This window comes from Paractinoplanes hotanensis (assembly GCF_023717965.1).
Classification (GTDB): domain Bacteria; phylum Actinomycetota; class Actinomycetes; order Mycobacteriales; family Micromonosporaceae; genus Actinoplanes; species Actinoplanes polyasparticus.
In genome coordinates this window covers 70,867-91,291 of sequence record NZ_JAMQOL010000053.1, presented here as the reverse complement: position 1 = coordinate 91,291, position 20,425 = coordinate 70,867, and the positions used below count along the sequence as shown (strand labels likewise).

At 71.0% G+C, this 20,425-nt stretch carries 22 protein-coding genes; 21 read left to right on the top strand and 1 reads right to left on the bottom strand.

Features of this window, described 5'->3' with window-relative positions:
* The first annotated feature begins 85 nt into the window (after positions 1 to 85).
* From LXN57_RS36100 to LXN57_RS36020, 17 genes are all read left to right on the top strand, one after another.
* The gene (locus LXN57_RS36100; protein ID WP_251802704.1) at positions 86 to 793 is read left to right on the top strand and encodes a hypothetical protein; all 708 of its coding nucleotides are present in this window, start codon (positions 86 to 88) and stop codon (positions 791 to 793) included.
* A gap of 165 nt (positions 794 to 958) precedes the next feature.
* Positions 959 to 1,645: a response regulator transcription factor gene (locus LXN57_RS36095; protein ID WP_251802703.1), complete on the top strand. Its 687-nt coding sequence runs from the start codon at positions 959 to 961 to the stop codon at positions 1,643 to 1,645.
* Between the two features lie 65 nt (positions 1,646 to 1,710).
* A complete protein-coding gene (locus LXN57_RS36090; protein ID WP_251802764.1) occupies positions 1,711 to 2,670 on the top strand; it encodes a HAMP domain-containing sensor histidine kinase in 960 nt (319 codons plus the stop codon).
* 54 nt (positions 2,671 to 2,724) lie between these two features.
* On the top strand, positions 2,725 to 4,257 hold the full coding sequence (locus LXN57_RS36085; RefSeq protein WP_251802702.1) for a DUF4153 domain-containing protein: 1,533 nt from the start codon (positions 2,725 to 2,727) through the stop codon (positions 4,255 to 4,257).
* A 27-nt stretch (positions 4,258 to 4,284) separates the two neighbouring features.
* Positions 4,285 to 4,677 (top strand): DUF485 domain-containing protein, encoded by a 393-nt coding sequence (locus LXN57_RS36080; protein ID WP_251802701.1) that lies wholly within the window; start codon positions 4,285 to 4,287, stop codon positions 4,675 to 4,677.
* Complete coding sequence (locus LXN57_RS36075; RefSeq protein ID WP_251802700.1) at positions 4,674 to 6,296, top strand: sodium/solute symporter; 1,623 nt, start codon at positions 4,674 to 4,676, stop codon at positions 6,294 to 6,296. Before LXN57_RS36080 ends, LXN57_RS36075 begins: the two co-directional genes overlap by 4 nt.
* Before the next feature lie 42 nt (positions 6,297 to 6,338).
* Positions 6,339 to 7,118 (top strand): ABC transporter ATP-binding protein, encoded by a 780-nt coding sequence (locus tag LXN57_RS36070; RefSeq protein ID WP_251802699.1) that lies wholly within the window; start codon positions 6,339 to 6,341, stop codon positions 7,116 to 7,118.
* Positions 7,109 to 8,719, top strand: coding sequence for an ABC transporter permease (locus LXN57_RS36065; RefSeq protein ID WP_251802698.1), 1,611 nt, complete (start codon positions 7,109 to 7,111; stop codon positions 8,717 to 8,719). The genes LXN57_RS36070 and LXN57_RS36065 overlap by 10 nt, the downstream gene beginning before the upstream one ends.
* Before the next feature lie 49 nt (positions 8,720 to 8,768).
* Positions 8,769 to 9,275 carry a flavin reductase family protein gene (locus LXN57_RS36060; protein ID WP_251802697.1) on the top strand — a complete coding sequence of 169 codons (507 nt, stop codon included), beginning with the start codon at positions 8,769 to 8,771 and terminating at the stop codon, positions 9,273 to 9,275.
* 137 nt (positions 9,276 to 9,412) lie between these two features.
* Positions 9,413 to 9,787 carry a DUF485 domain-containing protein gene (locus LXN57_RS36055; protein ID WP_251802696.1) on the top strand — a complete coding sequence of 125 codons (375 nt, stop codon included), beginning with the start codon at positions 9,413 to 9,415 and terminating at the stop codon, positions 9,785 to 9,787.
* The gene (locus LXN57_RS36050) at positions 9,787 to 11,460 is read left to right on the top strand and encodes a monocarboxylic acid transporter (protein WP_251802695.1); all 1,674 of its coding nucleotides are present in this window, start codon (positions 9,787 to 9,789) and stop codon (positions 11,458 to 11,460) included. The genes LXN57_RS36055 and LXN57_RS36050 overlap by 1 nt, the downstream gene beginning before the upstream one ends.
* 132 nt (positions 11,461 to 11,592) lie before the next feature.
* Positions 11,593 to 12,852: an LCP family protein gene (locus tag LXN57_RS36045; protein ID WP_251802694.1), complete on the top strand. Its 1,260-nt coding sequence runs from the start codon at positions 11,593 to 11,595 to the stop codon at positions 12,850 to 12,852.
* A 19-nt stretch (positions 12,853 to 12,871) separates the two neighbouring features.
* Positions 12,872 to 13,207, top strand: a complete 336-nt coding sequence (locus LXN57_RS36040; RefSeq protein WP_221380534.1) for a rhodanese-like domain-containing protein — start codon at positions 12,872 to 12,874, stop codon at positions 13,205 to 13,207.
* Positions 13,208 to 13,280: 73 nt separating this feature from the next.
* Positions 13,281 to 14,051 (top strand): glycerophosphodiester phosphodiesterase, encoded by a 771-nt coding sequence (locus tag LXN57_RS36035; RefSeq protein ID WP_438872956.1) that lies wholly within the window; start codon positions 13,281 to 13,283, stop codon positions 14,049 to 14,051.
* A 46-nt stretch (positions 14,052 to 14,097) separates the two neighbouring features.
* Positions 14,098 to 15,291: a sensor histidine kinase gene (locus tag LXN57_RS36030; protein WP_251802693.1), complete on the top strand. Its 1,194-nt coding sequence runs from the start codon at positions 14,098 to 14,100 to the stop codon at positions 15,289 to 15,291.
* Positions 15,292 to 15,354: 63 nt separating this feature from the next.
* Positions 15,355 to 16,233 carry a DUF5926 family protein gene (locus LXN57_RS36025; protein WP_251802692.1) on the top strand — a complete coding sequence of 293 codons (879 nt, stop codon included), beginning with the start codon at positions 15,355 to 15,357 and terminating at the stop codon, positions 16,231 to 16,233.
* A 58-nt stretch (positions 16,234 to 16,291) separates the two neighbouring features.
* Positions 16,292 to 16,462, top strand: a complete 171-nt coding sequence (locus LXN57_RS36020; protein ID WP_251802691.1) for a hypothetical protein — start codon at positions 16,292 to 16,294, stop codon at positions 16,460 to 16,462.
* A gap of 1 nt (position 16,463) precedes the next feature.
* On the opposite strand, the gene LXN57_RS36015 is transcribed toward LXN57_RS36020, so the two are convergent.
* Positions 16,464 to 17,663, bottom strand: coding sequence for an arginine deiminase (locus tag LXN57_RS36015; RefSeq protein ID WP_251802690.1), 1,200 nt, complete (start codon positions 17,661 to 17,663; stop codon positions 16,464 to 16,466).
* A 313-nt stretch (positions 17,664 to 17,976) separates the two neighbouring features.
* Here LXN57_RS36015 and LXN57_RS36010 point away from each other — a divergent pair, with 313 nt between their 5' ends.
* The 4 genes from LXN57_RS36010 to LXN57_RS35995 all read left to right on the top strand — a co-directional run bounded on the left by LXN57_RS36010 (position 17,977) and on the right by LXN57_RS35995 (position 20,406).
* The gene (locus LXN57_RS36010) at positions 17,977 to 18,714 is read left to right on the top strand and encodes a hypothetical protein (RefSeq protein ID WP_438872955.1); all 738 of its coding nucleotides are present in this window, start codon (positions 17,977 to 17,979) and stop codon (positions 18,712 to 18,714) included.
* 104 nt (positions 18,715 to 18,818) lie between these two features.
* Positions 18,819 to 19,280 carry a PAS domain-containing protein gene (locus tag LXN57_RS36005; RefSeq protein WP_221380539.1) on the top strand — a complete coding sequence of 154 codons (462 nt, stop codon included), beginning with the start codon at positions 18,819 to 18,821 and terminating at the stop codon, positions 19,278 to 19,280.
* A gap of 96 nt (positions 19,281 to 19,376) precedes the next feature.
* Positions 19,377 to 19,766, top strand: coding sequence for an ACT domain-containing protein (locus LXN57_RS36000; RefSeq protein ID WP_251802689.1), 390 nt, complete (start codon positions 19,377 to 19,379; stop codon positions 19,764 to 19,766).
* A 40-nt stretch (positions 19,767 to 19,806) separates the two neighbouring features.
* Complete coding sequence (locus tag LXN57_RS35995) at positions 19,807 to 20,406, top strand: hypothetical protein (protein WP_251802688.1); 600 nt, start codon at positions 19,807 to 19,809, stop codon at positions 20,404 to 20,406.
* The last annotated feature ends 19 nt before the right edge of the window (positions 20,407 to 20,425 follow it).

The window sequence follows — 20,425 nt, the reverse complement described above, 5'->3', positions numbered from 1 at the left end:
CACCAGGCACGTCGTGTGGTGAGCCGGCTCGCAGGTGTCGATGCTCTGGTGCCGGATGGTCCGGCTCCGGCGAACAGGAGGCCGGATGGCCAGCTGGATTCTGGTGCCTTGCCTGGTGAAGCTGCGGTCCGAGTTCAACGCGATCGCGCCCAGCCGTGACAAGGCCAGTGACGGTTCGGTCGGCGACGCGGCGCATCAGGGCAGTCAGTCGGATCACAACCCCGACGAGACCGGCAACGTCCCGATCCGCGACGCCGACCGGGTCAACGAGGTGCACGCCATCGACGTCGACGTCAACCTGCGCGTGCCGGGGCTGTCGATGGAGAACGTCGTGCAGTTCCTGCTGACCCGGTGCCGCTCGGGCGCGGAGAAGCGGCTGCGCTACATCATCTACAACCGGCGCATCTGGTCGGCGAGCAACGGCTGGCGGCAGCGGAACTACACCGGCTCCAACCCGCACAACGGCCATGCGCACTTCTCTTCCTCGTACACATCGGCCCACGAAGCCTCGACGGCTTCCTGGCATCTGGAGGATGTTCCCGTGGCACTCACCGCAGACGACAAGAAGTGGATCGCCGCCGAGATCCGGGCCGCCGTGAAGGCCGAGCTCAGAGCCGCGATGCCCGACGTGCCGACGGCCACCGAGAACGCGGACGCGATCTGGAGGAAGACCCGCAGCGACCCCCGCCCGCCGTGGTCCGACACCGCCCGGAACCTGCTCGGCGCGGAGATCACCGAAGCCGTCCAGGCCGGGGTGGCGATCGAGCGCTATCCGTACAACGAGGGCAAATAGGCCGGCCGGGCACACCGCCTGGATCTTGATCTGCACAAGTCGTTCACAAAGTCAGCGCCGGGACCGCACCACTGGTCAATAGGCTGCGGCACGTGGGTCGGTGGGCACGGGGGTGTGCCGGGTCACGTTCCGGGTCGGGGTTTGATCGGCGGGCGGAGGTGTGGCGTGGAGACGGAGCGGCGCGTTCTTGTCGTTGAGGATGAGCGGACCATCGCTGAGGCGGTGGCAGCCCGGCTTCGGGCCGAAGGGTTCACCGTCGAGGTGGCGGGGGACGGGCCGGCGGCGGTGGAGGCGGCTCGGCGTACGCAACCGGACGCCGTGGTGCTCGATGTGATGCTGCCGGGGTTCGACGGGCTCGAGGTGTGCCGTCGCATCCAGGCCGAGCGGTCCGTTCCGATCCTCATGCTCACCGCCCGCGACGACGAGACCGACCTGCTGGTGGGGCTCGCGGTGGGCGCCGACGACTACATGGTCAAGCCGTTCTCGATGCGCGAGCTGGCCGCGCGGGTGCACGCGCTGCTGCGGCGGGCGGCCAAGGTCGCCGTTGTTCCGGCGGGGCCGCCCACGCTGCGGTTCGGGGACCTGGAGATCAATCAAGGCGAACGGCGGGTCGTACGGGCCGGGGTCGAGGCTCATCTGACGCCGACCGAGTTCGATCTGCTCGTCCATCTCGCAGCGCACCCGAGGACCGTTCTGCCCAGGGAAAGGCTGCTGGCCGACGTCTGGGGGTGGGCCGACGCCTCCGGCACCCGCACGGTCGACAGCCACATCAAGGGGCTGCGGCGCAAGCTCGGCGCCGACCTGATCCGCACCGTGCACGGTGTGGGTTACGCCCTGGAGGTCGAGCGGTGAAGGAGCGCCTCGCCCGGGCGCTGGCCTGGCTGCCGCGGCCGCTCGACCCGGTGCGGTCGATCAAGATGAAGATCATCATGGTGCTGCTGGCCGGCGGGGGCAGCGGGCTGATCTGGTTCTACCTGTGGCTGGGGTGGTTCCCGTTCTGGACCGGGGTCACCGCGACCGTCATCGGGGTGACCATCGTGCAGTTCCTGGCCCGGGGCATGACCTCGCCGCTGCGCGAGATGACCGCGGCCGCCCGCGACATGGCCCGGGGCGACTACACGCGGCGGATCCGGGCCACCTCGGCCGACGAGGTGGGCGAGCTCGCGGCCGCGTTCAACCAGATGTCGGCCGATCTGGCCGCGGCCGACCGGCAGCGGCGCGAGCTGATCGCGAACGTCTCGCACGAGTTGCGTACGCCGATCACCGCTCTGCAAGGCCTGCTCGAGAACATCGTCGACGGGGTGGCGGCGGCCGAACCGGCGATGATGCAGACCGCCCTGGGCCAGACCGAACGCCTCGGCCGGCTGGTCACCGAGTTGCTCGACCTGTCCCGCATCGACGCCGGGGTCGCCCCGCTGATCCGGCGGCCGATCGATGTGCCGTCCTTCCTGGACGATGTCGTCCGCGAGGCCGAGGTCAACGCGGCCGGTTCGGGGCGGGACGTCCGCTTCAAGGTCGCCTGCCCGCACGTCGTCGTCATCGGCGACCGCGAGCGGTTGCACCAGGTGTTCGCCAACCTGCTCGACAACGCCGCCCGGCACAGCCCGGCCGGCGGCACGGTCGGAGTGCGTGCCGAGCGCCGCGACGACCGTCTGCTCATCGCCGTCTCCGACGAGGGTGAGGGCATTCCGCCGGACGAACGCGACCGGGTGTTCGAGCGGTTCACCCGGGGCGAGCGTCCCGGTGGTGGCGGCACCGGCCTCGGCCTGGCCATCGCGCGCTGGGTGGTGCAACTGCACCGGGGAACGATCGCGGCGGTCGACCCCGAGCACGCGGGCTGCCTGATCCACGTGACCCTGCCACTCACCAAGACCTGATCAACGCCATTCCCCCATTTCAAGGCATGACTCTGCCCTCCGGAAGGTGTTCCGATGTCTCTGGCGCCGCCAACCACGCCCGCTCCGCAGACCAAGCCGTTGCCGGTCCTGCACGGCCCCTGGCCGTCGACCGCACCCTGGGCGAGGCACTGGCCCGGCCCGGTCCACCCGGCGTCGGCCCTGACCGTCGCGGCAGTCGCGGGGGCTGCCGTCGTCACCGCCCTCAGCCTACCGCTCGACCGGCCCGGCGTCGGGTGGCTGCTGACCGCGCTGGCCGGACTGGCCGCCGCGATCGTCGCCGGCCCGGTGCAACCGAAGGGCGGCCCGCCGCCGCTCGTCATCCGCCCCCGCTACCGCCCCGGCCCGGAGCGGGTCGCCTGGGGCACCGCGACCCTGGCCCTGTTCGCCGTGGGCACTTTCCGTTCGGCCGGCTGGCTGTTCGTGCTCTGCCTGCTGGTGGCCACGCTGACCGGCGCGCTGGCCCTGGCCGGTGGCCGGTCGATGCGCAGCATCTTCGCCGCGTACACGATGCCGTTCATCGCCGCGTTCCGTTCGCTGCCGTGGCTGACGCGCGGTCTGACCCGCATCAACCGGCCGGCTGGGGGCGCCGGGGTACGCATCGCCGCCACCGCCGGCGTCTCCGTCGTCCTGCTCGTGGCGTTCGGCGGGCTGCTGGCCTCGGCCGACCTGCACTTCGCGTCGGCGCTCGAAAGCCTCGTGCCCGATCTGGGGATCGACACGGTCTTCCGATGGGTCTTCGTCGGCGGTCTCGCCGTTCTCTCGACCGGCGCCGCCGCCTACCTCCGCTCCGCGCCGCCCGACCTCTCCACACTGGACGCGACGCAGGGCCGCAAGGTGCACCGCTGGGAGTGGGCCGTCCCGCTCGGCCTGCTGACGCTGCTCTTCGGGGCGTTCGTCAGCGTGCAGGCCGTCGTTCTGTTCGACGGCGACGAGCCCGTGCGCGCCTTCGCCGACGAGGCCCGGCAGGGCTTCTGGCAGCTGAGTTTCGTCGTCGGCCTGACCCTGATCGTGCTGGCCGGCGCCGCCCGCTGGGCCCCGCGCGACAAGCCCGCCGACCGGCTGCTGATCCGGCTGATCCTGGGCGTGCTGACCGGCCTGACCCTGGTCATCGCGGCGACCGCGCTGCACCGCATCAACCTCTACACCGACGAGTACGGCCTGACCCGCCTGCGCCTGCTGGTCTTCTGGTGCGAGCTCTGGTTCGTCTTCGTGCTGGTGCTGATCCTCGTCGCCGGCCGGAACCTGCGGGCGCCGTGGCTGCCCCGGGTCGCGATCGCGGCCGGTGTCCTGGCGCTGATCGGCCTGGCCGTGGCCAACCCGGACGGGGTGATCGCCGAGCGCAACCTGCGGCACAGCAACCAGCCGATCGACCTGGTCTACCTGGGCAACCTGTCGCCGGACGCGGTGCCCGCGCTGATGAAGCTGCCGCCTGAGCAGCGTGCCTGCGTGCTGCGGGCGATCAGCGACGATTTGCGGCCCGGCGACTGGCGCACCTGGAACCTGGGGAACGCCCGAGCCCGCTCGCTGATCAACGGCCAGGTGGGCAGCGGGCAAGGCTGGTGCTGAGGAGGGCCGGCTGCCAGACTCCCCGGCATGACCGCCGAAGACCCGAGCGCCACTCCCCGGCGTACGCGGGTGGTCTTGGCTGAGGTCGCAGCCCGCAGGCGCCCCGCCGACCGCGCCCGTTCCGACCTCGCGGAACAGACGCCGGTCGGCGAGGCGCTGGTCAAGGGGCTGATGCGGGCCCAGCTGGCGCTCGCGCTGCGGCTGGCGCTGGTGGTCGTGATCGCCCTCGGGGCTCTGCCGCTGTTGTTCGCGGTTGCCCCGGGTGTCGCCGGCGTCAAGATCTTCGGCGTCTATCTGCCCTGGCTGTTGCTCGGCGTCCTGTCGTTCCCGTTCCTGATCGGCGTGGGCTGGGCCTACGTGCGCTGGGCGGAACGCAACGAGCAGGACTTCATCGCGCTGATCCGCAGGCCCGAGCAGTGAATCCGTACCTCGCCCCGGGTCTGATCGTCGTGATCCTGGTGACCGTCGGCATCGGCGTCTACGGCCTGCGTTTCGCCCGCACGACCTCGGACTTCCTGGTCGCGTCGCGGTCGGTGAGCCCGGCCTGGAACGCCGCGGCGATCAGCGGCGAATACCTGTCGGCGGCGTCGTTCCTGGGGGTCGCCGGGCTCATCCTGCGGTACGGCGTCGACGTGCTCTGGTATCCGGTCGGTTTCGCCGCCGGCTACCTCGCGTTGCTGCTGTTCGTGGCCGCGCCGCTGCGCCGGTCGGGCGCCTTCACGTTGCCCGACTTCTGCCAGGTACGCCTCGGCTCGCCCACGTTGCGCCGGTTGGCCAGTATCTTCGTCGTCTTCATCGGCTGCCTCTACCTCGTGCCGCAGTTGCAGGGGGCCGGCCTCACCTTCACCACGGTCACCGGCGGCTCGTACGCGTGGGGCGCCCTGCTGGTCGGCGTCGTGGTCACCGCGAACGTGGCCCTCGGCGGCATGCGGGCGATCACCTTCGTGCAGGCCTTCCAGTACTGGCTGAAGCTGACCGCCCTCGCCGTGCCGATGATCTTCCTGGCCCTCCAGTGGCAGTCCGACGGCCGCCCACTGGTCACCCCCGAGGCCGGCGCGACCTTCCCGGTCGCCACCAGCGTGGTGATCGAGCAGGACGCGACCGTCGACGGTGTCCCGGTCGAGAAGGGTCAGCAGCTCAGCTTCGACGCGGGCGACCCGGTGCCCGCAGTGAGCACGGTCGACGCGCGGTTCGGCGTCGACTGGCTGCTTCCCGGCGGCGACGGCAGCCTGTTCGCCACGTATTCGCTGATCCTGGCCACCTTCCTGGGCACGATGGGCCTGCCCCACGTGCTCGTCCGCTTCTATACGAATCCGGACGGAGCCTCGGCCCGGCGCACGACTCTGGTGGTTCTTGGTCTGGTTGGCGCCTTTTATCTGTTACCGACCCTGTACGGCGTGCTCGGCCGCATCTACACACCGCAACTACTGATGACCGGTCGCACCGACGCCGTCGTCCTGCTCCTGCCCGAGGCGGCACTCGGCGGGGGCCACCTCGGCCGGCTGCTCGGCGCGCTGGTCACCGCGGGCGCGCTGGCCGCCTTCCTCTCCACCTCGTCCGGCCTGCTCACCAGCGTCGCCGGAGTGGTCTTCACCGACGTCCTGCGGGCGGGCCGCAGCGGCTCGATCCGCGACTTCCGGCTGGCCACCGTGCTCGCCGCATCGGTGCCGGTGCTGCTCTCGCTGTACGTCTCCAACATGGACGTCTCGCGGGTGGTCGGCCTGGCGTTCGCGGTGGCCGCCTCGAGCTTCTGCCCGCTGCTCGTGCTGGGCATCTGGTGGCGGCGGCTGACCGACGTCGGCGCGATCGCCGGCGTCATGGCCGGGGGCGGCGCCTCGATGGCTGCCGTGCTGATCACCGTGCTCGGGCCGCCGCTTGACGGCTGGCTCGCCGACGCCATCGGGCAGCCCGCCGCCTGGACCGTGCCGCTGGCGTTCCTGGTGATGATCGCCGGTTCGTTGCTGACCAGCCGGCGGGTTCCGCGCGACATCGGCGCGACCATGCTCAGGCTGCACGCGCCGGAGAGCCTGCGGGTCTGAAGCCGCTGGTCAGGGCCGACGGCATTGACTAGGTTCGGACCCATGACGGTGCCGGCGCCACGCGAGGGGGAACAGGCCGCGGCGATGTCGCTGCACGGCCTGGTCAAGCGATTCGACACCAAGCTCGCGGTCTCGGCGGTCGATCTCGAGGTGCCCGCGGGTTCGTTCTACGGCCTGCTCGGCCCCAACGGCGCCGGCAAGACCACCACGCTGTCCATGGCCGTCGGCCTCCTGCGGCCCGACGCTGGTCGCGCGTTCCTTCTGGGGTACGACGTCTGGGCCGACCCGGCCGCGGCGAAGGCCCGCCTCGGCGTGCTTCCCGACGGCGTACGCCTTTTCGACCGTCTCACCGGCCCCGAGCTCCTGGCCTACCACGGCCTGCTGCGCGGCATGGACGCCGCCACGGTCGACCAGCGCTCCCGGGAACTGCTCGACGTGCTGGAACTCGGCACCGGCAACCGCACCCTGGTCGTCGACTACTCGGCCGGCATGCGCAAGAAGATCGGTCTGGCCTGCGCGCTGCTGCACGCGCCGCGGCTGCTGGTGCTCGACGAGCCGTTCGAGGCGGTCGACCCGGTCTCGGCCGCCCGCATCCGCGAGATCCTCCAGCGCTACGTCGCCGGCGGCGGCACGGTCATCTTCTCGAGCCACGTGATGGAGGTCGTCGAGCGCCTCTGCTCGCACGTCGCGATCATCTCCGACGGCGTGCTGCGGCGGCACGGCACACTCGCCTCGGTGCGCGGCGATCGCTCCCTCGAAGAGGTCTTCGTGCAGGTTGTCGGGGGCCGCACGAGCACCGGCTCGGAGCTCGCGTGGCTCTGACCGTCCCGCAGCGGCCACCGGTCTCGCCCTGGCCGTTCGTCAAGCTCAAGCTGCGCCTGATCGCGGGCGGTCTGCGCGGCCGCCCGGCTCGTATCGTGCTGTTCGTCCTGGGCGTGGTCATGGCCGGCCTGTTCGCGATCGGCGGTTACGCACTGTTCGCGGTGCCCGGCGTGGTCGGCGACGAGCGGGCCGCCGGCATGCTGCTCCAGCTCGGCGGTTCCCTGCTGGTGCTGGGCTGGGTGGTGCTCCCGCTGCTGTTCTTCGGGGTCGACGAGTCGCTCGACCCGGCCCGCTTCGCGCTGCTCCCACTGCGCCGCCGCACGCTGATCCTCGGCATGTTCGTCGCGGCGCTGGCCGGGCTGCCCGCTCTGTCCACACTGGCCGCCACGCTCGGCATGGTGAGCACGGCGGCCGCCCTCGGCGGCTCCGGCGCGGCTTTCGCGGAACTGGCCGGCGTGGTCGGGGGACTCCTGCTCTGCGTCGCGCTGAGCCGTGCGGTGACCAGCGCGTTCGCCACCGGCCTGCGGTCGCGCCGCTCGCGCGACCTGGCCGTCGTGCTGTTCGCCGTCGTGGCGGCGCTGCTCGGGCCGCTGCAACTGGCGCTGCTGGCCGGGGCCGAGCGCGCCGACTGGGACGCGTTCGCGGTGCTGGGTGATGTGCTGGGCTGGACGCCGTTCGCGGCCGGCTGGTCCGTGGGCCTCGACGTCGCCGACGGGCGTCTCTGGGCCGTACCGCTGAAGCTCCTGATCGTCGCCGGCTCGCTGGCCGGCCTGCTCCGGTGGTGGAGCGCGACGCTCGAGAGCGCGATGCTCGGCGCCGCCTCGACCGGGTCGTCCGGCCGCACCGGGGATGTCGGCTCGCCGACCGGTCTGCTGCTCGGACGGCGGCTGCCCCGCACCCGCTTCGGCGCGCTGATGGCCCGGGAGATCCGGTACTGGTGGCGCGAGACCCGGCGGCGGGCGGCGCTGATCACCTTCACGGTGGCCGGGTTCTTCCTGCCCCTCTCGATCACGCTGAACGGCGGCTCGGCCGGTCCGGCGGCCGCGTTCGTGGGGCTGCTGGCGGTGCTCGCGCTGGCCAACCAGTTCGGGTACGAGGGCAACGCGTACGCCGCCAACATGATCATCGGAGTGCCGGGCCGCACCGAGATCCATTCGCGGGCGGCCGCGCACGCCGCCTTCGTCCTGCCGCTCCTGCTGCTCATCGCCATCGTCGCGGGGGTGACCGGCGGCCGGCCCGAGCACATTCCGGGCGACCTCGGCCTGATGATCGCCACCTACGGCGCCGGTCTCGGCCTGGTGCTGCCGGTGTCGGTGCGGGCCGCCTTCGCCCTGCCCCCGTCGACCAGCCCGTTCGCCCTGTCGTCGGGCGGCGGGATGGCCAAGGGCCTGCTGACGGTCGGGGTCATGCTCGGCATCCTGGTCGCCACGGCGCCGCTCCAGATCCTGGCGTTCCTGCTCGGCGACGTGTGGCTGTGGATCGGGCTGCCCGTGGGGGTGGCCTTCGGCTGCGCGGCCTACCTCATCGGTTCGGGGGTCGCGGGCGAATCGCTCGACCGGCGCATGCCCGAGGTGCTGGCCGCGGTCACTCCTGGCCGTTGACAGCGCCGGGTCGCGACACCGGTGGGGCCGGGAAAGCGAGAATGGCCGGGTGACAATCCACTCCACCGACCCCTTCGCCACCCCGGACGAGGACAAGTCGGCCGTACGGCGGCTGCGCGGACGGCTGGCCGCCCCGGTCACGCTCTGGACCACGGCCGGACCAGCCGGGCTCACCGTGTCGTCCACCCTGGTCGCCGACGGCGACCCGGGGCGGGTGCTGGGGCTGATCGACGACGAGAGCGACTTCTGGGAGGCGCTCGAGACGAGCGGCCGGTTCGCGGTGGTCACCCTCTCGCCGGGCGACCGGCAACTGGCCGACCGGTTCGCCGGGCTGATGCCCGCGCCGGGCGGGCTGTTCACCGGTGACGCCTGGACCGACACCGGGTACGGGCCCGTGCCTGCCGGGAGCGACACGTGGGCCGGCTGCCGGCTGGCGTCGTCCCGGGTGCTGGGCTGGGCACTTCTGGTCGAAGGGGTCATCGAGAAGGTCGAGGCCGGGCCGTCGCCGCACCCGCTCATCCACTATCGCGGTCGATATCACGAGCTCGGCGGCTGATTCTTCGCACTGGGAGCGCTCCGCTCAGCGCAGTCAGACCGCCACTCGGCGCACGGGCCGACCGGTCACCCTCGGGCGGCCTCTGATCTTCGTACGTTGCCGGAAAGTCCGCTCCACCCCGAAGGTGGTGAACTCCGGTGACAACCGAAGTGCCCTCGTCCTCCACCGAGAGGTACCGGGACGTCCAAGATTCCGAGGAATTCGGCCGGCTGCGTCACGCCGTGCGCAGTTTCGTCTTCCCGATGACGGTCGCGTTCTTCCTCTGGTACTCGCTATACGTCCTGCTCTCCGCCTACGCGCGCGGTTTCATGAGCGCGAAGATCGTCGGCAACATCAACGTTGCCCTGGTCTTCGGCCTGCTCCAGTTCGTCACGACGTTCCTGATCGCCTGGTACTACTCGCGCTACGCGGCCCAGAAGATCGATCCGCTGGCCGACAAGGTCCACGCCGATCTCACGGCCGGTGACAGCGCTCCCGAGGCCGCCGCCGGTGACAAGAAGAGCGAGGACTGATGGAACCTCATTTCCTGGCCGCCGAGGTATCCACCTCCACCTCCCGCGGCCTCACGATCACGCTGTTCCTGGTCTTCGTGGCCATCACCCTGGCCATCACGATCTGGGCCAGCCGGCAGACCAAGACGGCCACCGACTTCTACGCCGGCGGCCGCCAGTTCTCCGGTTTCCAGAACGGCATGGCCATCGGCGGCGACTACATGTCGGCGGCGTCCTTCCTGGGTATCGCCGGCCTGATCGCGCTCTACGGCTACGACGGCTTCCTGTACTCCATCGGGTTCCTGGTCGCCTGGCTCGTCGCACTGCTGCTGGTCGCCGAGTATCTGCGTAACGCGGGCCGCTACACGATGGCCGACGTGCTCGCGTTCCGGATGCGTCAGCGCCCGGTGCGTACGGCGGCCAGCGCCTCCACCATCGTGGTCTCGATCTTCTACCTGATCGCCCAGATGGTCGGCGCGGGCGCGCTGGTGGCCCTGCTGCTGGGCATCGCGCCCGGCACAACGTTCCTGGGCATGGACGCGGACACGGCCAAGATCGCCACGATCATCCTGGTCGGCACGCTGATGATCATTTATGTGATTGTCGGCGGCATGAAGGGCACCACGTACGTCCAGATCGTCAAGGCGTTCATGCTGATGACCGGCGCCCTGCTGATGACGATCCTGGTGCTCGCGCACTACAAGTTCAACCTGTCCGCGCTGCTCGGCGACGCCGCCGCGCAATCCGGCAAGGGAGACGCCTTCCTCCAGCCGGGCCTGCGGTACGGCGTGGAATCGGCCAGCGCGTCGGCCACCTTCTACAGCAAGATGGACCTGCTCTCGCTGGGCATCGCGCTGGTGCTCGGCACGGCCGGCCTGCCGCACATCCTGACCCGGTTCTACACCGTGCCGACCAGCAAGATCGCCCGTAAGAGCGTGCTCTGGGCGATCGGCATCATCGGCACGTTCTACCTGTTCACCCTGGCCCTCGGCTTCGGCGCGGCGGCCCTGGTGGGCGGCGCGAACATCACCGCGCAGGACAAGGCGGGCAACACGGCGGCGCCCCAGCTGGCCCAGGCGCTCGGCGTCGACTATCTGGGTGGCGAGACGGGCGGCGCGGTGCTGCTGGCGATCATCGCAGCGGTCGCGTTCGCCACCATCCTGGCCGTGGTGGCCGGTCTGACCCTGGCGTCGTCCTCGAGCCTGGCGCATGACTTCTACGCCAACGTGATCCGGCGCGGCGACGCCTCGGAACGCGACGAGGTGCGGGTCGCCCGCATCTCGGCCCTGGTCATCGGCGCGGTGGCGATCGCCCTGTCGATCTTCGCGCAGAGCCTGAACGTGGCCTTCCTGGTCGCGCTGGCCTTCGCGGTGGCGGCCTCGGCCAACCTGCCCGCGATCCTCTACAGCCTGTTCTGGAAGCGGTTCAACACCTCCGGCGCGCTGTGGTCGATCTACGGCGGTCTGACCGCCGCGGTCGTGCTGGTGTTCTTCTCGCCGGTGGTGTCGGGTTCGGCCACGGCCATGTTCCCGGACAGCGACTGGCACTTCTTCCCGCTCTCCAACCCGGGCATCATCTCGATCCCGATCGGCTTCCTGTGCGGCTGGATCGGCACCGTGATCTCGAAGGAGGACGACACCGCCAAGTACGCCGAGCTGGAGGTCCGGTCGCTGACCGGACACGGCGCGCACTAAGTCTGCATTAATTCGACATGCGGGGCCGGCCATCGCCGGCCCCGCATTTTCCCTGCTGAGGGTTCTCCCCACTTCGTGCCGTGTCGGTTTGATGGCAGGGAGTTCGTGCGCGGGGTACGTAACCTTGTTCTCATGTCAGCGCCCACGTCCCCCGTCGGGGGTTCCGGTTCCGGTCGAGCCTCTGTCCCGTCTTCGGGCCGGGCGTCGGCCCGCCCCTCTGGTGCCTACCGCGGCTCGTCGTCGTCACAGCGCGACGACTGGCCGGTGGGCGGGAGTGGTTCGGGGGGCGGTGGCGGCTACGGCGGCAGCCCCGGCGGTCCTGGTGGCCCCGGTGGCCCCGGTGGCCCCGGCCGCGGCAATTCCTACCGCGGGCGCCGGCCCAAGCCTCGCTGGGGCCGCATCGCCCTGCTGGCCGGCCTGGCCGTCCTGATCATCGCGATCATCGCGGGCATCTCGCTCTACGGCTACGCCTCGGGTCTCGACAAGGACCTCAAGCGCACCGACGCCTTCTCGGGCATCAACGCCGACCGGCCGGCCAAGGCCATCGAGGGCGCGCAGAACATCCTGCTGGTGGGCAGCGACTCGCGCGACCCCGACGCTCAGGACGACGGCGCCGGCAAGTGGCGCGCCGACACGCTGATCCTCATGCACGTCCCCGAGGACCACAAGAGCGCCCAGCTCATCTCGATCCCGCGCGACCTGTGGGTCGTCGTCCCGCGCAGCAACGAGGCGGAGTGCGGCGACGGCAGCCGCGCCAAGATCAACGCGGCCTTCGCCTTCGGTGGCCTGCCGCGCGCCGTGCACACCGTCGAATGCCTCACCGACGTCAAGGTCGACCACGTGATGGCGATCGACTTCGGTGGCTTCAAGGAGGTCACCGACGCGCTCGGCGGCGTCGACCTCAAGGTGGAGAAGACGATCAAGTCGATCCACAAGCCGTACCGCACGTTCACCAAGGGCACCATGCACATGAACGGCGCCGAGGCGCTCGACTGGGTGCGTCAGCGCAAGCAGTTCGCCCGGGGCGACTTCGCCCGCATGCAGCACCAGCAGGACTTCCTCAAGGCGCTCATGAACAAGGCGGCGAGCAGCGGCACGATCACCAACCCGGCCAAGCTCAACTCGTTCCTCAAGGCGGTCACGGCGGCGGTCACGGTCGACAACGACTTCTCGCTGACCGACATGGCCACCGAGATGCGCGGCGTACGCGGCAACAACCTCACGTTCATCACCAGCCCCAACAAGGGCAGCGACACCATCGACGGCCAGTCCGTGGTGGTCTCGGACAAAGAGAAGGCGCTCGCGCTCTTCAAGGCGGTGGCGGCCGACGAGATGGACACCTGGATGGCGGCCAACCTCAAGAAGGGGACGGACGCGGCGGCCGGCAGTTGACCGCCGTACCCTGGTGGTCGTGTTCGGACCACAAGTACCAAGCGTGACCCCCGCCGAGGTCGGCGACGACATCTACCTGCTCGACGTGCGCGAGCCCGACGAGTGGGCGGCGGGGCACGCTCCCGGCGCCCACCACGTGCCGATGATGGAGATCCCGGCCCGCACGGCCGAGGTGCCGGCCGACGTCGAGGTGGTCGTCGTCTGCCGGTCCGGTGGCCGGTCGGGCCAGGTCGTCTCGTACCTCATGGGCAACGGGTGGGACAACGTTCGCAACCTGGACGGCGGCATGCAGTCCTGGGCTGCCGCCGGCCGTGAGGTGGTAAGCGAAAACGGTCAGCAGGCCCGGGTCCTGTAGGGCGCCTACCGTGAGTGCTGAGCCCGACCGCGGCGGACAACAAGAACTGACAGAGCGTGGGTACCGCCCCCTGGTGTTCGCGCACCGTGGTGGCGCCGACGCCCTTCCGGAGCACACGCTCGGCGCCTACCTCCGCGCGCTGGAGGACGGCGCCGACGGGCTCGAGTGCGACGTCCGGCTCACCCGCGACGGCCACCTGGTCTGCGTGCACGACCGCCGGCTCAACCGCACGAGCAACGGCCGCGGCAAGGTCAGCGCCAAGACCCTGGCCGAGCTCGACTCGCTCGACTTCGGCTCCTGGCATCCCCGCTATCCGGTGGACGACGAGCCGATGCCGGAGCTCTCCCGCCTGCTGACGCTCGACCGGCTGCTGCAGGCGGTGTGCGACAGCGGCCGGAACGTGCGTCTGCTGATCGAGACCAAACACCCCACCCGGTACGGGGCCGAGGTCGAACGCCGCCTCATCCGGACGCTCCAGCGCTTCGGCCTGACCGAACCGGCGCCGGAACGGCCCGTCCAGGTCACGGTGATGTCGTTCGCCGCGCTCGCGCTGCGCCGCATCCGTGTCCAGGCGCCGGCCCTTCCGACCGTCTATCTGGTCGAGTTGTTGCCGCCCGGGGTGGGCCGGGGCCGGCTGCCGTTCGGCGCGCGCATCGCGGGGCCGGGTGTCTCGCTGGTCCGGTCGCGGCCGGGGCTGATCCCGGCCATCCGGGCGGCCGGGCATCAGGCGTACGTGTGGACCGTCAACGACAAGGCGGATCTCGACATGGTCCTGGAGCACCGGGTCGACGGCGTCATCACCGACCGGCCGCGCTTCGTCCTCGACCACCTCGCCACTATGTGAGGTGAGTCACTATCGAGCGGTCGAGAAGCGAGGCAGACTCGCAGACATGGCGGACCGTCCCGACTACAGCGCCCTGACGCGAGGTCAGATCGCGATCCTCGACCGGATCAACTCCGGTGAAGCCGGGCTGCCCGTCCTCCAGCACGTCGTCCGCCTTGCTCAAGAGACGCTGGGCGGCCGGGGCGCCGGCTTCGCCGAGTACGCGTCCGACCACGGCCGCATCATCGCGGCCACCGGGGTGTGCACCGCCGCCATCGGCCGCCGGGTCGACCGCGCCGACCGCCGCCTGCGCGACGGGCGCACCCTGCTCATCCCGCTCGACTCGCTCAACGACGAGTTCGCCAAGCAGGTCGAGGGGGGCGACGTCCGGCGCATGCTCGGCGCCCGCTGCGAGGTCGGCGACACCATCGTCGGCTCGCTGCACGTCTATTTCGGCGACGGCGACGGCGAGCCCGGCCCCGAGCACCACGCCGTGCTCGAGTTGCTGGCCGGCCACGCCGGGCGCCTCTACGCCGCCCGTGAGGGCCTCCCCGCGCACAGCGCCGGACAGGCCCGCCGCCAAGAGGGCCGCGACCTCTGGGTGGCCGTCACCAGCCACGAGCTGCGCACCCCGGTCACCGTCATCAAGGGGTACGCCGACACCCTCACCAACCATTGGGAATCGCTCGGCGACACCGGCCGGCACGAGGCCGTCCGCGTCATCGGCACGCGCGCCGGCGAACTGGCCCGGCTGGTCGATCGCCTGCTTTCCGCGGCCACCGAGGACGGCGAGATCGGCGGCTCCCCGGCCGGCCCGTTCGACCTGGCCGAGACGCTGCTCGGGGCGGTCGAGGAGCTGCCGGCCGACCTGCGCCGCCGGATCGTGCTCGCCAACCTGCCGGGTGAGATGCCCAAGGCGTTCGGCGACCGCGATTCGATCGCCACGATCCTGACCGAACTGGCCACCAACGCCGAGAAACACTCCCCGCCCGAGTCGGTGATCGAGCTGTGCGCCGGGGCCGACGAAGAGACGCTGCGTTTCCGGCTCTCCGACCGCGGGCCGGGCATCCGGCCCGAACACGTCGAGCGGGCGTTCGAGCGCTACTGGCAGGCCGAGGGCGGCGACCGGCGGCATCACCCCGGGGCCGGCCTGGGGCTCTACCTCGTGCGCAGGCTGGTCGAACGCCAGCACGGCTGGGTGTCGCTGCGCCCGCGCGAGGGGGGCGGCACGACAGCCGAGGTCCGACTGCCGCGTGCCTAGGATCCCCCGACACGGGGAACCGGAGTGTCCCATTCGGGCGGCCAGCGCCTAGGCTGTCTCGCCGTGAGCAAGCGTCGTAACCAACGCCCGTCCGCACCCAAGCGCGAGAAGGTGCGGGACATCTTCGTGGCCCGGCCCTTCGAGGGCCTGGCCGACGAACCGGAGTGGATCGCGCTGCGCGAGCTGGTGCCCGCGGCCAGCGCTCCCCTCACCCTCCGGCCCGAGATCATCGAGGAGTACGGGGACCGTCCCGTCACGCTCTCGACCGTGCTGCCCATGGCCTGGCCGGCCATGACGCGGCAGGACGGCCGGGTCTTCATCGGCCTGCAGCGGCACGTGCAGTCGGGCGACGTCTCGCGCGACCTCGCCGTGGCCATCCTGAGCGCGCTGCGCACCGACCCGGGCGACACCGTCTCGGTGCCGGCGCTGCCGGGTGAGGGCCCACGGCTGCAGGACGTGCTGGTCGACGGCCCGCTCGAGATCACGATGCACGACGGCTTCGAGTACTGGCTCGACGCCGAGCAGGCCGAGGACCCGACCGTGAAGGCGTCGCTCGAACGGGCGAACGCGTCGATCTACCCGACCGTGCGCCTGGCCGCGGGCCGGGCCGCGTACTGGTGCCGGGTGGCCCCCGACAAGGGCCACGTGCGCTGGGTGCTCCCCGACACCGAGGACCGCGCGCTCGACACGCTGGCGCGCCTCTCAGCCGCCCAGGAGCTGCTGCTGGGCGAGCAGACCAAGTTCGCCGGCATGTTCCGGGCGCACGGCCTGCTGGTGCCGGTGTGGGACATCCCGGGCGAGGCCGAGGCGGCCGACTGGGAGGCCCCGCTGGCCGACTTCGCCAAGCGCTACGCCGACACGCTGGCCGAGACCGGCTCGCTCGACGCCGACGCCCGCCGCGCCAAGCAGGGCCTCATCGGCCGCCAGCTGACTCTGCGGTAGCCGTCCTGACCCTGGACGAGCGGTTCGAGTCGGACGAGCTGGACCGCTCTGTCTCGGTGTGATCAAGGTCTGTCTGGATGTGGTCGAGCGGGTCGGCCAGTCCCCCGACTACCCCGTACAGCTCGAAATCGCGGTGTTCGACCTCCCCGACCGGGCCCACCTCGTCGGCGGCGCCACGCCCGTGCCGGAGCTCGTCGTGTCGCACGTGAAGGGTCGCCCGGCGGCGTGATTCACGCGCCCCAGGGCGCTCGCTCGATCGGGCAACTCATGCACCGCGGCCCGCCGCGGCCGCTGCCGAGCTCGCTGCCGCTGATCCGGACGACCTCGATGCCGGCCCGTTCGAGCTGCGCGTTGGTCTCGACGTTGCGCTCGTAGGCCACGCACAATCGCGGCGCGATGGCCAGGGTGTTGTTGCCGTCGTCCCACTGCTCACGCTCGGCCGTGACCGGGTCGAGCCCGGTGTCGATGATCCGCAACCGGTCGATGCGCATCGCCTCGGCGGCGGCCTCGAGGAACGGTCGCGGCGCGGCGGCGCGGGGCTCACCGTCGGCGTCGGCCGTCACCGTGTACGCCTGCAGGCTGTCGGCGATGTTCGGGTACATCACCACCGCGTCGACGTCGACCATCGTGCACACGGTGTCGAGGTGCATGGTGGCGCGTTCCTGAGCGATCGGGACGGCGAGGATCGTGCGGGCCAGCCCGGCCGCGAACACCCGCCGGGCCAGCCGCTCGGCCCCGGCCGGGGTGGTGCGCTCGCCGACCCCGATCGCCAGCACGTCGGGCGCCAGCACGAGCACGTCGCCGCCCTCGAGCCGTTCCAGACCCGGGTCGTAGAGCAGTTCCGAGCCGGCGAAGCGCGGGTGATGCCGGTAGATGGCCCGGGTCAGCGTCGTCTCGCGGCTGCGGGCCGGCATGGCCAGACTGGTGACCGCGACCCGGTCGCGTACCCACACCGAGGAATCCCGCGTGAACAGCAGGTTGGGCAGGGGGTCGATCACGAAGTCGAGCCTGTCCATCATCTCGTAGACCAGGCCGCCCGGCCCCGGCTTGAGCTCCTCGTGGGCCAGACCGGCCATCAACACCTCGGCCAGGCGCTGCGGATCCTGGTCGGCCAGGTAGTGACGCACGCTGTCGCGCAGGGTGTCGCCGAGCCGACGGTCGGCCAGCACCGTCTCGGTCAGCTCGGTGCGGGCATCGGCCACGGCGAGCGTCTCGGCCAGCAGCTGACCCAGATAGAGCACCTCGACCCCGCGCTCGCGCAGGGCGGCCGCGAAGGCGTCGTGCTCCTCCTGGGCACGGCTCACCCACGGGATACCGTCGAAGAGCAGGCTGTCGTTGTTCCGGGGAGTCAGGCGGGCCAGCTCGGCGCCGGGGCGGTGCAGCAGCACCGTACGCAGCTGTCCGACTTCACTGTCGACGTAGTGCACCACGAGCCGACCGTAGCCCACCCGTCGATCTCGCGGCACCTACCGGGCACTCCGCGCTATCGGCCGATGACGTTCTGCCTAGATCATGAGACATCTGTGCACGAGAGCGGTGCGCGGACTAACTTTGAGTCTGGAAACTGTCGAACAGGGGAACAGGCGTCGAGATGCACCATCCGCAAGAAGTACCGATGCGTGAATGTGGCATTCATCCCCTCTCATTCCACTTTCTCTCCACGACCGTGTCTTGCTTCCGTAGGGGGTCGAGCACTTACGGTAGTGAAAAGAGAGCCCGAAGGACCTTTTGCCGGAGGTCGCAGTGACTGTCTTCCCAGCCCGCCCTGCTCTACCCGCCGCTCCGAACACTCAGAGGATCGATCGTCGCCTGGGTAGCCCCGCCGCTCTCGAGGCGCCCGGTCGCACGACGACACCCGCCGAGTGGGCACGCCGCCGTCGCGCCGAGCGGGACGCCCGTCGTCTCGAGGCCGCCGGCGCTCGCGCGCTCACCCGCCTCGACCGTCTCGGACCCAACTGGCACATCGTGGACTGGCCGCGCACCGACGCGCTGGGCTACTACGAACCTGACCCCGCCGACGACCGCGCCGGGTTCCTGGCGATCGGCCCAGGTGGCGTCTACGCGGTGACCGTCGCCGATCACGGCCGCGCCCGAGTGCTCATCGCCGGTGACGTGGTGCAGATCAACGGTAAGCGCCCGCAGTACGTCGCCGAAGCCCGCCGCGAGGCCCGCCGCGCGAGCAAGGCGCTCTCCGCCGCCGTCGGCCTGAGCGTGCCGGTGACGCCCGTGCTCACCTTCGTGGGCAACGGCGTGATCAGCGTGCACGGCCTCCCCAAAGAGGTACTCGTCGCCACCGACAAGGAGCTTGACAGGCTGCTGATCGCGGGTGGCGCACGCATCTCGCCGGCCACCGCGGGCAAGCTCTCAGCCGTGGCCAACAACCCCTCTACCTGGGCAAATGCGCCCTATCGGCCGGCCGGCGACTACCGTTGGCACGCTGACGGACAAACGGCCGCTGACAAGCGGACAGCACGCCGGTAACGTTCCTTCCGGTTGTAGTCGACGGCTTCACCGCCGCGGCCCCGCTCGGGAGTCCGAGCGTCGCCGCGGCGCAGCCGTCGATCCGCAGGAGCGAGGAGGATCGGGTGGCTCACGTCGAACTCTCACTCTCGGGAGCGTTCGTGCCGCAGGCGCGCACTCCCTCCGAGGCCGAGTTCGTTCCGAGCCTCGACCGGTGGACGGCGACAGTGACCTCCGCCTCGGAACCCTGCCTCATCATCGACACGACGACCGCGATCGTCGCCGTCTCGGTCTCGTGCGGCGATCTGCTGGGCCTGGGCAAGCCGCCCGAGGTGCTCGGCAAGCCGCTCGGCTCGGTGCTCCACCTCATCGACTTCACGGCCGGCGCCGGCGAGCTCGAGGAATCCGACGCCGACAAGATCCCGCCGTTGCTCGCGCTGCGCAGCGAGCGCCTGGCCCGCGGGTTGCTGCGGGTCGTGCCCGCGCCCGGCGAGACGCCGCTGACCGTCGACGCGATCGCCACGCCGCTGTTCGACAACGAGCGGGTGGCCGGCTCGATGACGTTCTTCTCGGCGGTTCGCTACTGATTCCGCCCACTCGTTTCGGGAACATGTCCGAGCTGTGGCGTTTGACGCACCCCGTGGGCATTGGGCAACCCTGATCTCGAACCGTAGTCTGCCCTCATGCTCGATCTAGACCTGTTGCCTGCGGAGTACGCGGTGAGCCGGCTGCCGGCCGGCTCTCCGATCCCGGCTTCGCTGAGCGCGGGTCCGGACGACAAGAGCGTGATCTCCCTCAGTTGGGACGCCGACGAGCTCTCGATCATCTGCCCGGTCGAGCGGGTGCCCGCGGGTGCGGACGTCGACACCGCGTGGCGGTGCCTGCGCGTGGTCGGGCCGCTCGACCTCGCGCTGACCGGCGTGCTGGCCTCGCTGATCGGGCCGCTGGCCGACGCCCGCGTCAACATCGTCACGTTCTCGACGTATTCGACCGACTACCTGCTCGTGCCGACCGTGCGACTCAGCGAGGCGATCGACACCCTGCGCGCCGCCGGACACCGGATAGCGGCCTGACCCTGGTCACATCGGGACCAGCGGGACATAGCATGTCGGAGTGTCCCCCCGCACAACTGCCGTCCCCCTGGCGTTCGCGGCCGCGGCTCTGCTGAGCGCGTGCGGTGAGCCCCCGCGGCCGCTGCCCACCTCACCGCCGTACGAGTCGCCCAGCGCCGCACCGATCCCGCTGGACCCCTCCATCGCCCTGCCGCTGCCGACCGCGACCACCCCGCCGCTGCCGACCGGCACCGTCACGTACCCGACCGTCCCGGCCTACCCCACCCAGGTCTTTCCGACGCCCGCGCCCACGGTGACCACGACCGCGCCCGAGACGACCCCGGCCACACCCACCCCGTCGCACGCCGCCCGGTGCGCCGCCCAGCCGACCCGGCCGCAGATCCTCGCGCTGATCACCGGTAAGCGCGGCATCCCCGACAAACCGCTGCGGGTCTACGAGGGGCCGTTCTGCTCGGGCGCCTGGTCGTTCACCACGGTCGAGGTCACCGGGACCGACGCCGACGACCTGGAGCCGTTGATGGTGGTGGCCACCGGCGCCGGCGCCACGCTGGCGCTGGTCGCGGCCGGCTCGGACGTGTGCATCGAACGGGTGCAGACCACGGCCCCACCCGGCATCAGGGTGCTGGCCTGTGGCTTCTGAGGCCCGCCGGGACAGGCCT

Coding starts and splice junctions, on each gene's coding strand:
- LXN57_RS36100 (WP_251802704.1), top strand. CDS start 86: ATGGCCAGCTGGATTCTGGTGCCTTGCCTGGTGAAGCTGCGGTCCGAG.
- LXN57_RS36090 (WP_251802764.1), top strand. CDS start 1,711: ATGAAGATCATCATGGTGCTGCTGGCCGGCGGGGGCAGCGGGCTGATC.
- LXN57_RS36085 (WP_251802702.1), top strand. CDS start 2,725: ATGTCTCTGGCGCCGCCAACCACGCCCGCTCCGCAGACCAAGCCGTTG.
- LXN57_RS36080 (WP_251802701.1), top strand. CDS start 4,285: ATGACCGCCGAAGACCCGAGCGCCACTCCCCGGCGTACGCGGGTGGTC.
- LXN57_RS36070 (WP_251802699.1), top strand. CDS start 6,339: ATGACGGTGCCGGCGCCACGCGAGGGGGAACAGGCCGCGGCGATGTCG.
- LXN57_RS36050 (WP_251802695.1), top strand. CDS start 9,787: ATGGAACCTCATTTCCTGGCCGCCGAGGTATCCACCTCCACCTCCCGC.
- LXN57_RS36045 (WP_251802694.1), top strand. CDS start 11,593: ATGTCAGCGCCCACGTCCCCCGTCGGGGGTTCCGGTTCCGGTCGAGCC.
- LXN57_RS36030 (WP_251802693.1), top strand. CDS start 14,098: ATGGCGGACCGTCCCGACTACAGCGCCCTGACGCGAGGTCAGATCGCG.
- LXN57_RS36000 (WP_251802689.1), top strand. CDS start 19,377: ATGCTCGATCTAGACCTGTTGCCTGCGGAGTACGCGGTGAGCCGGCTG.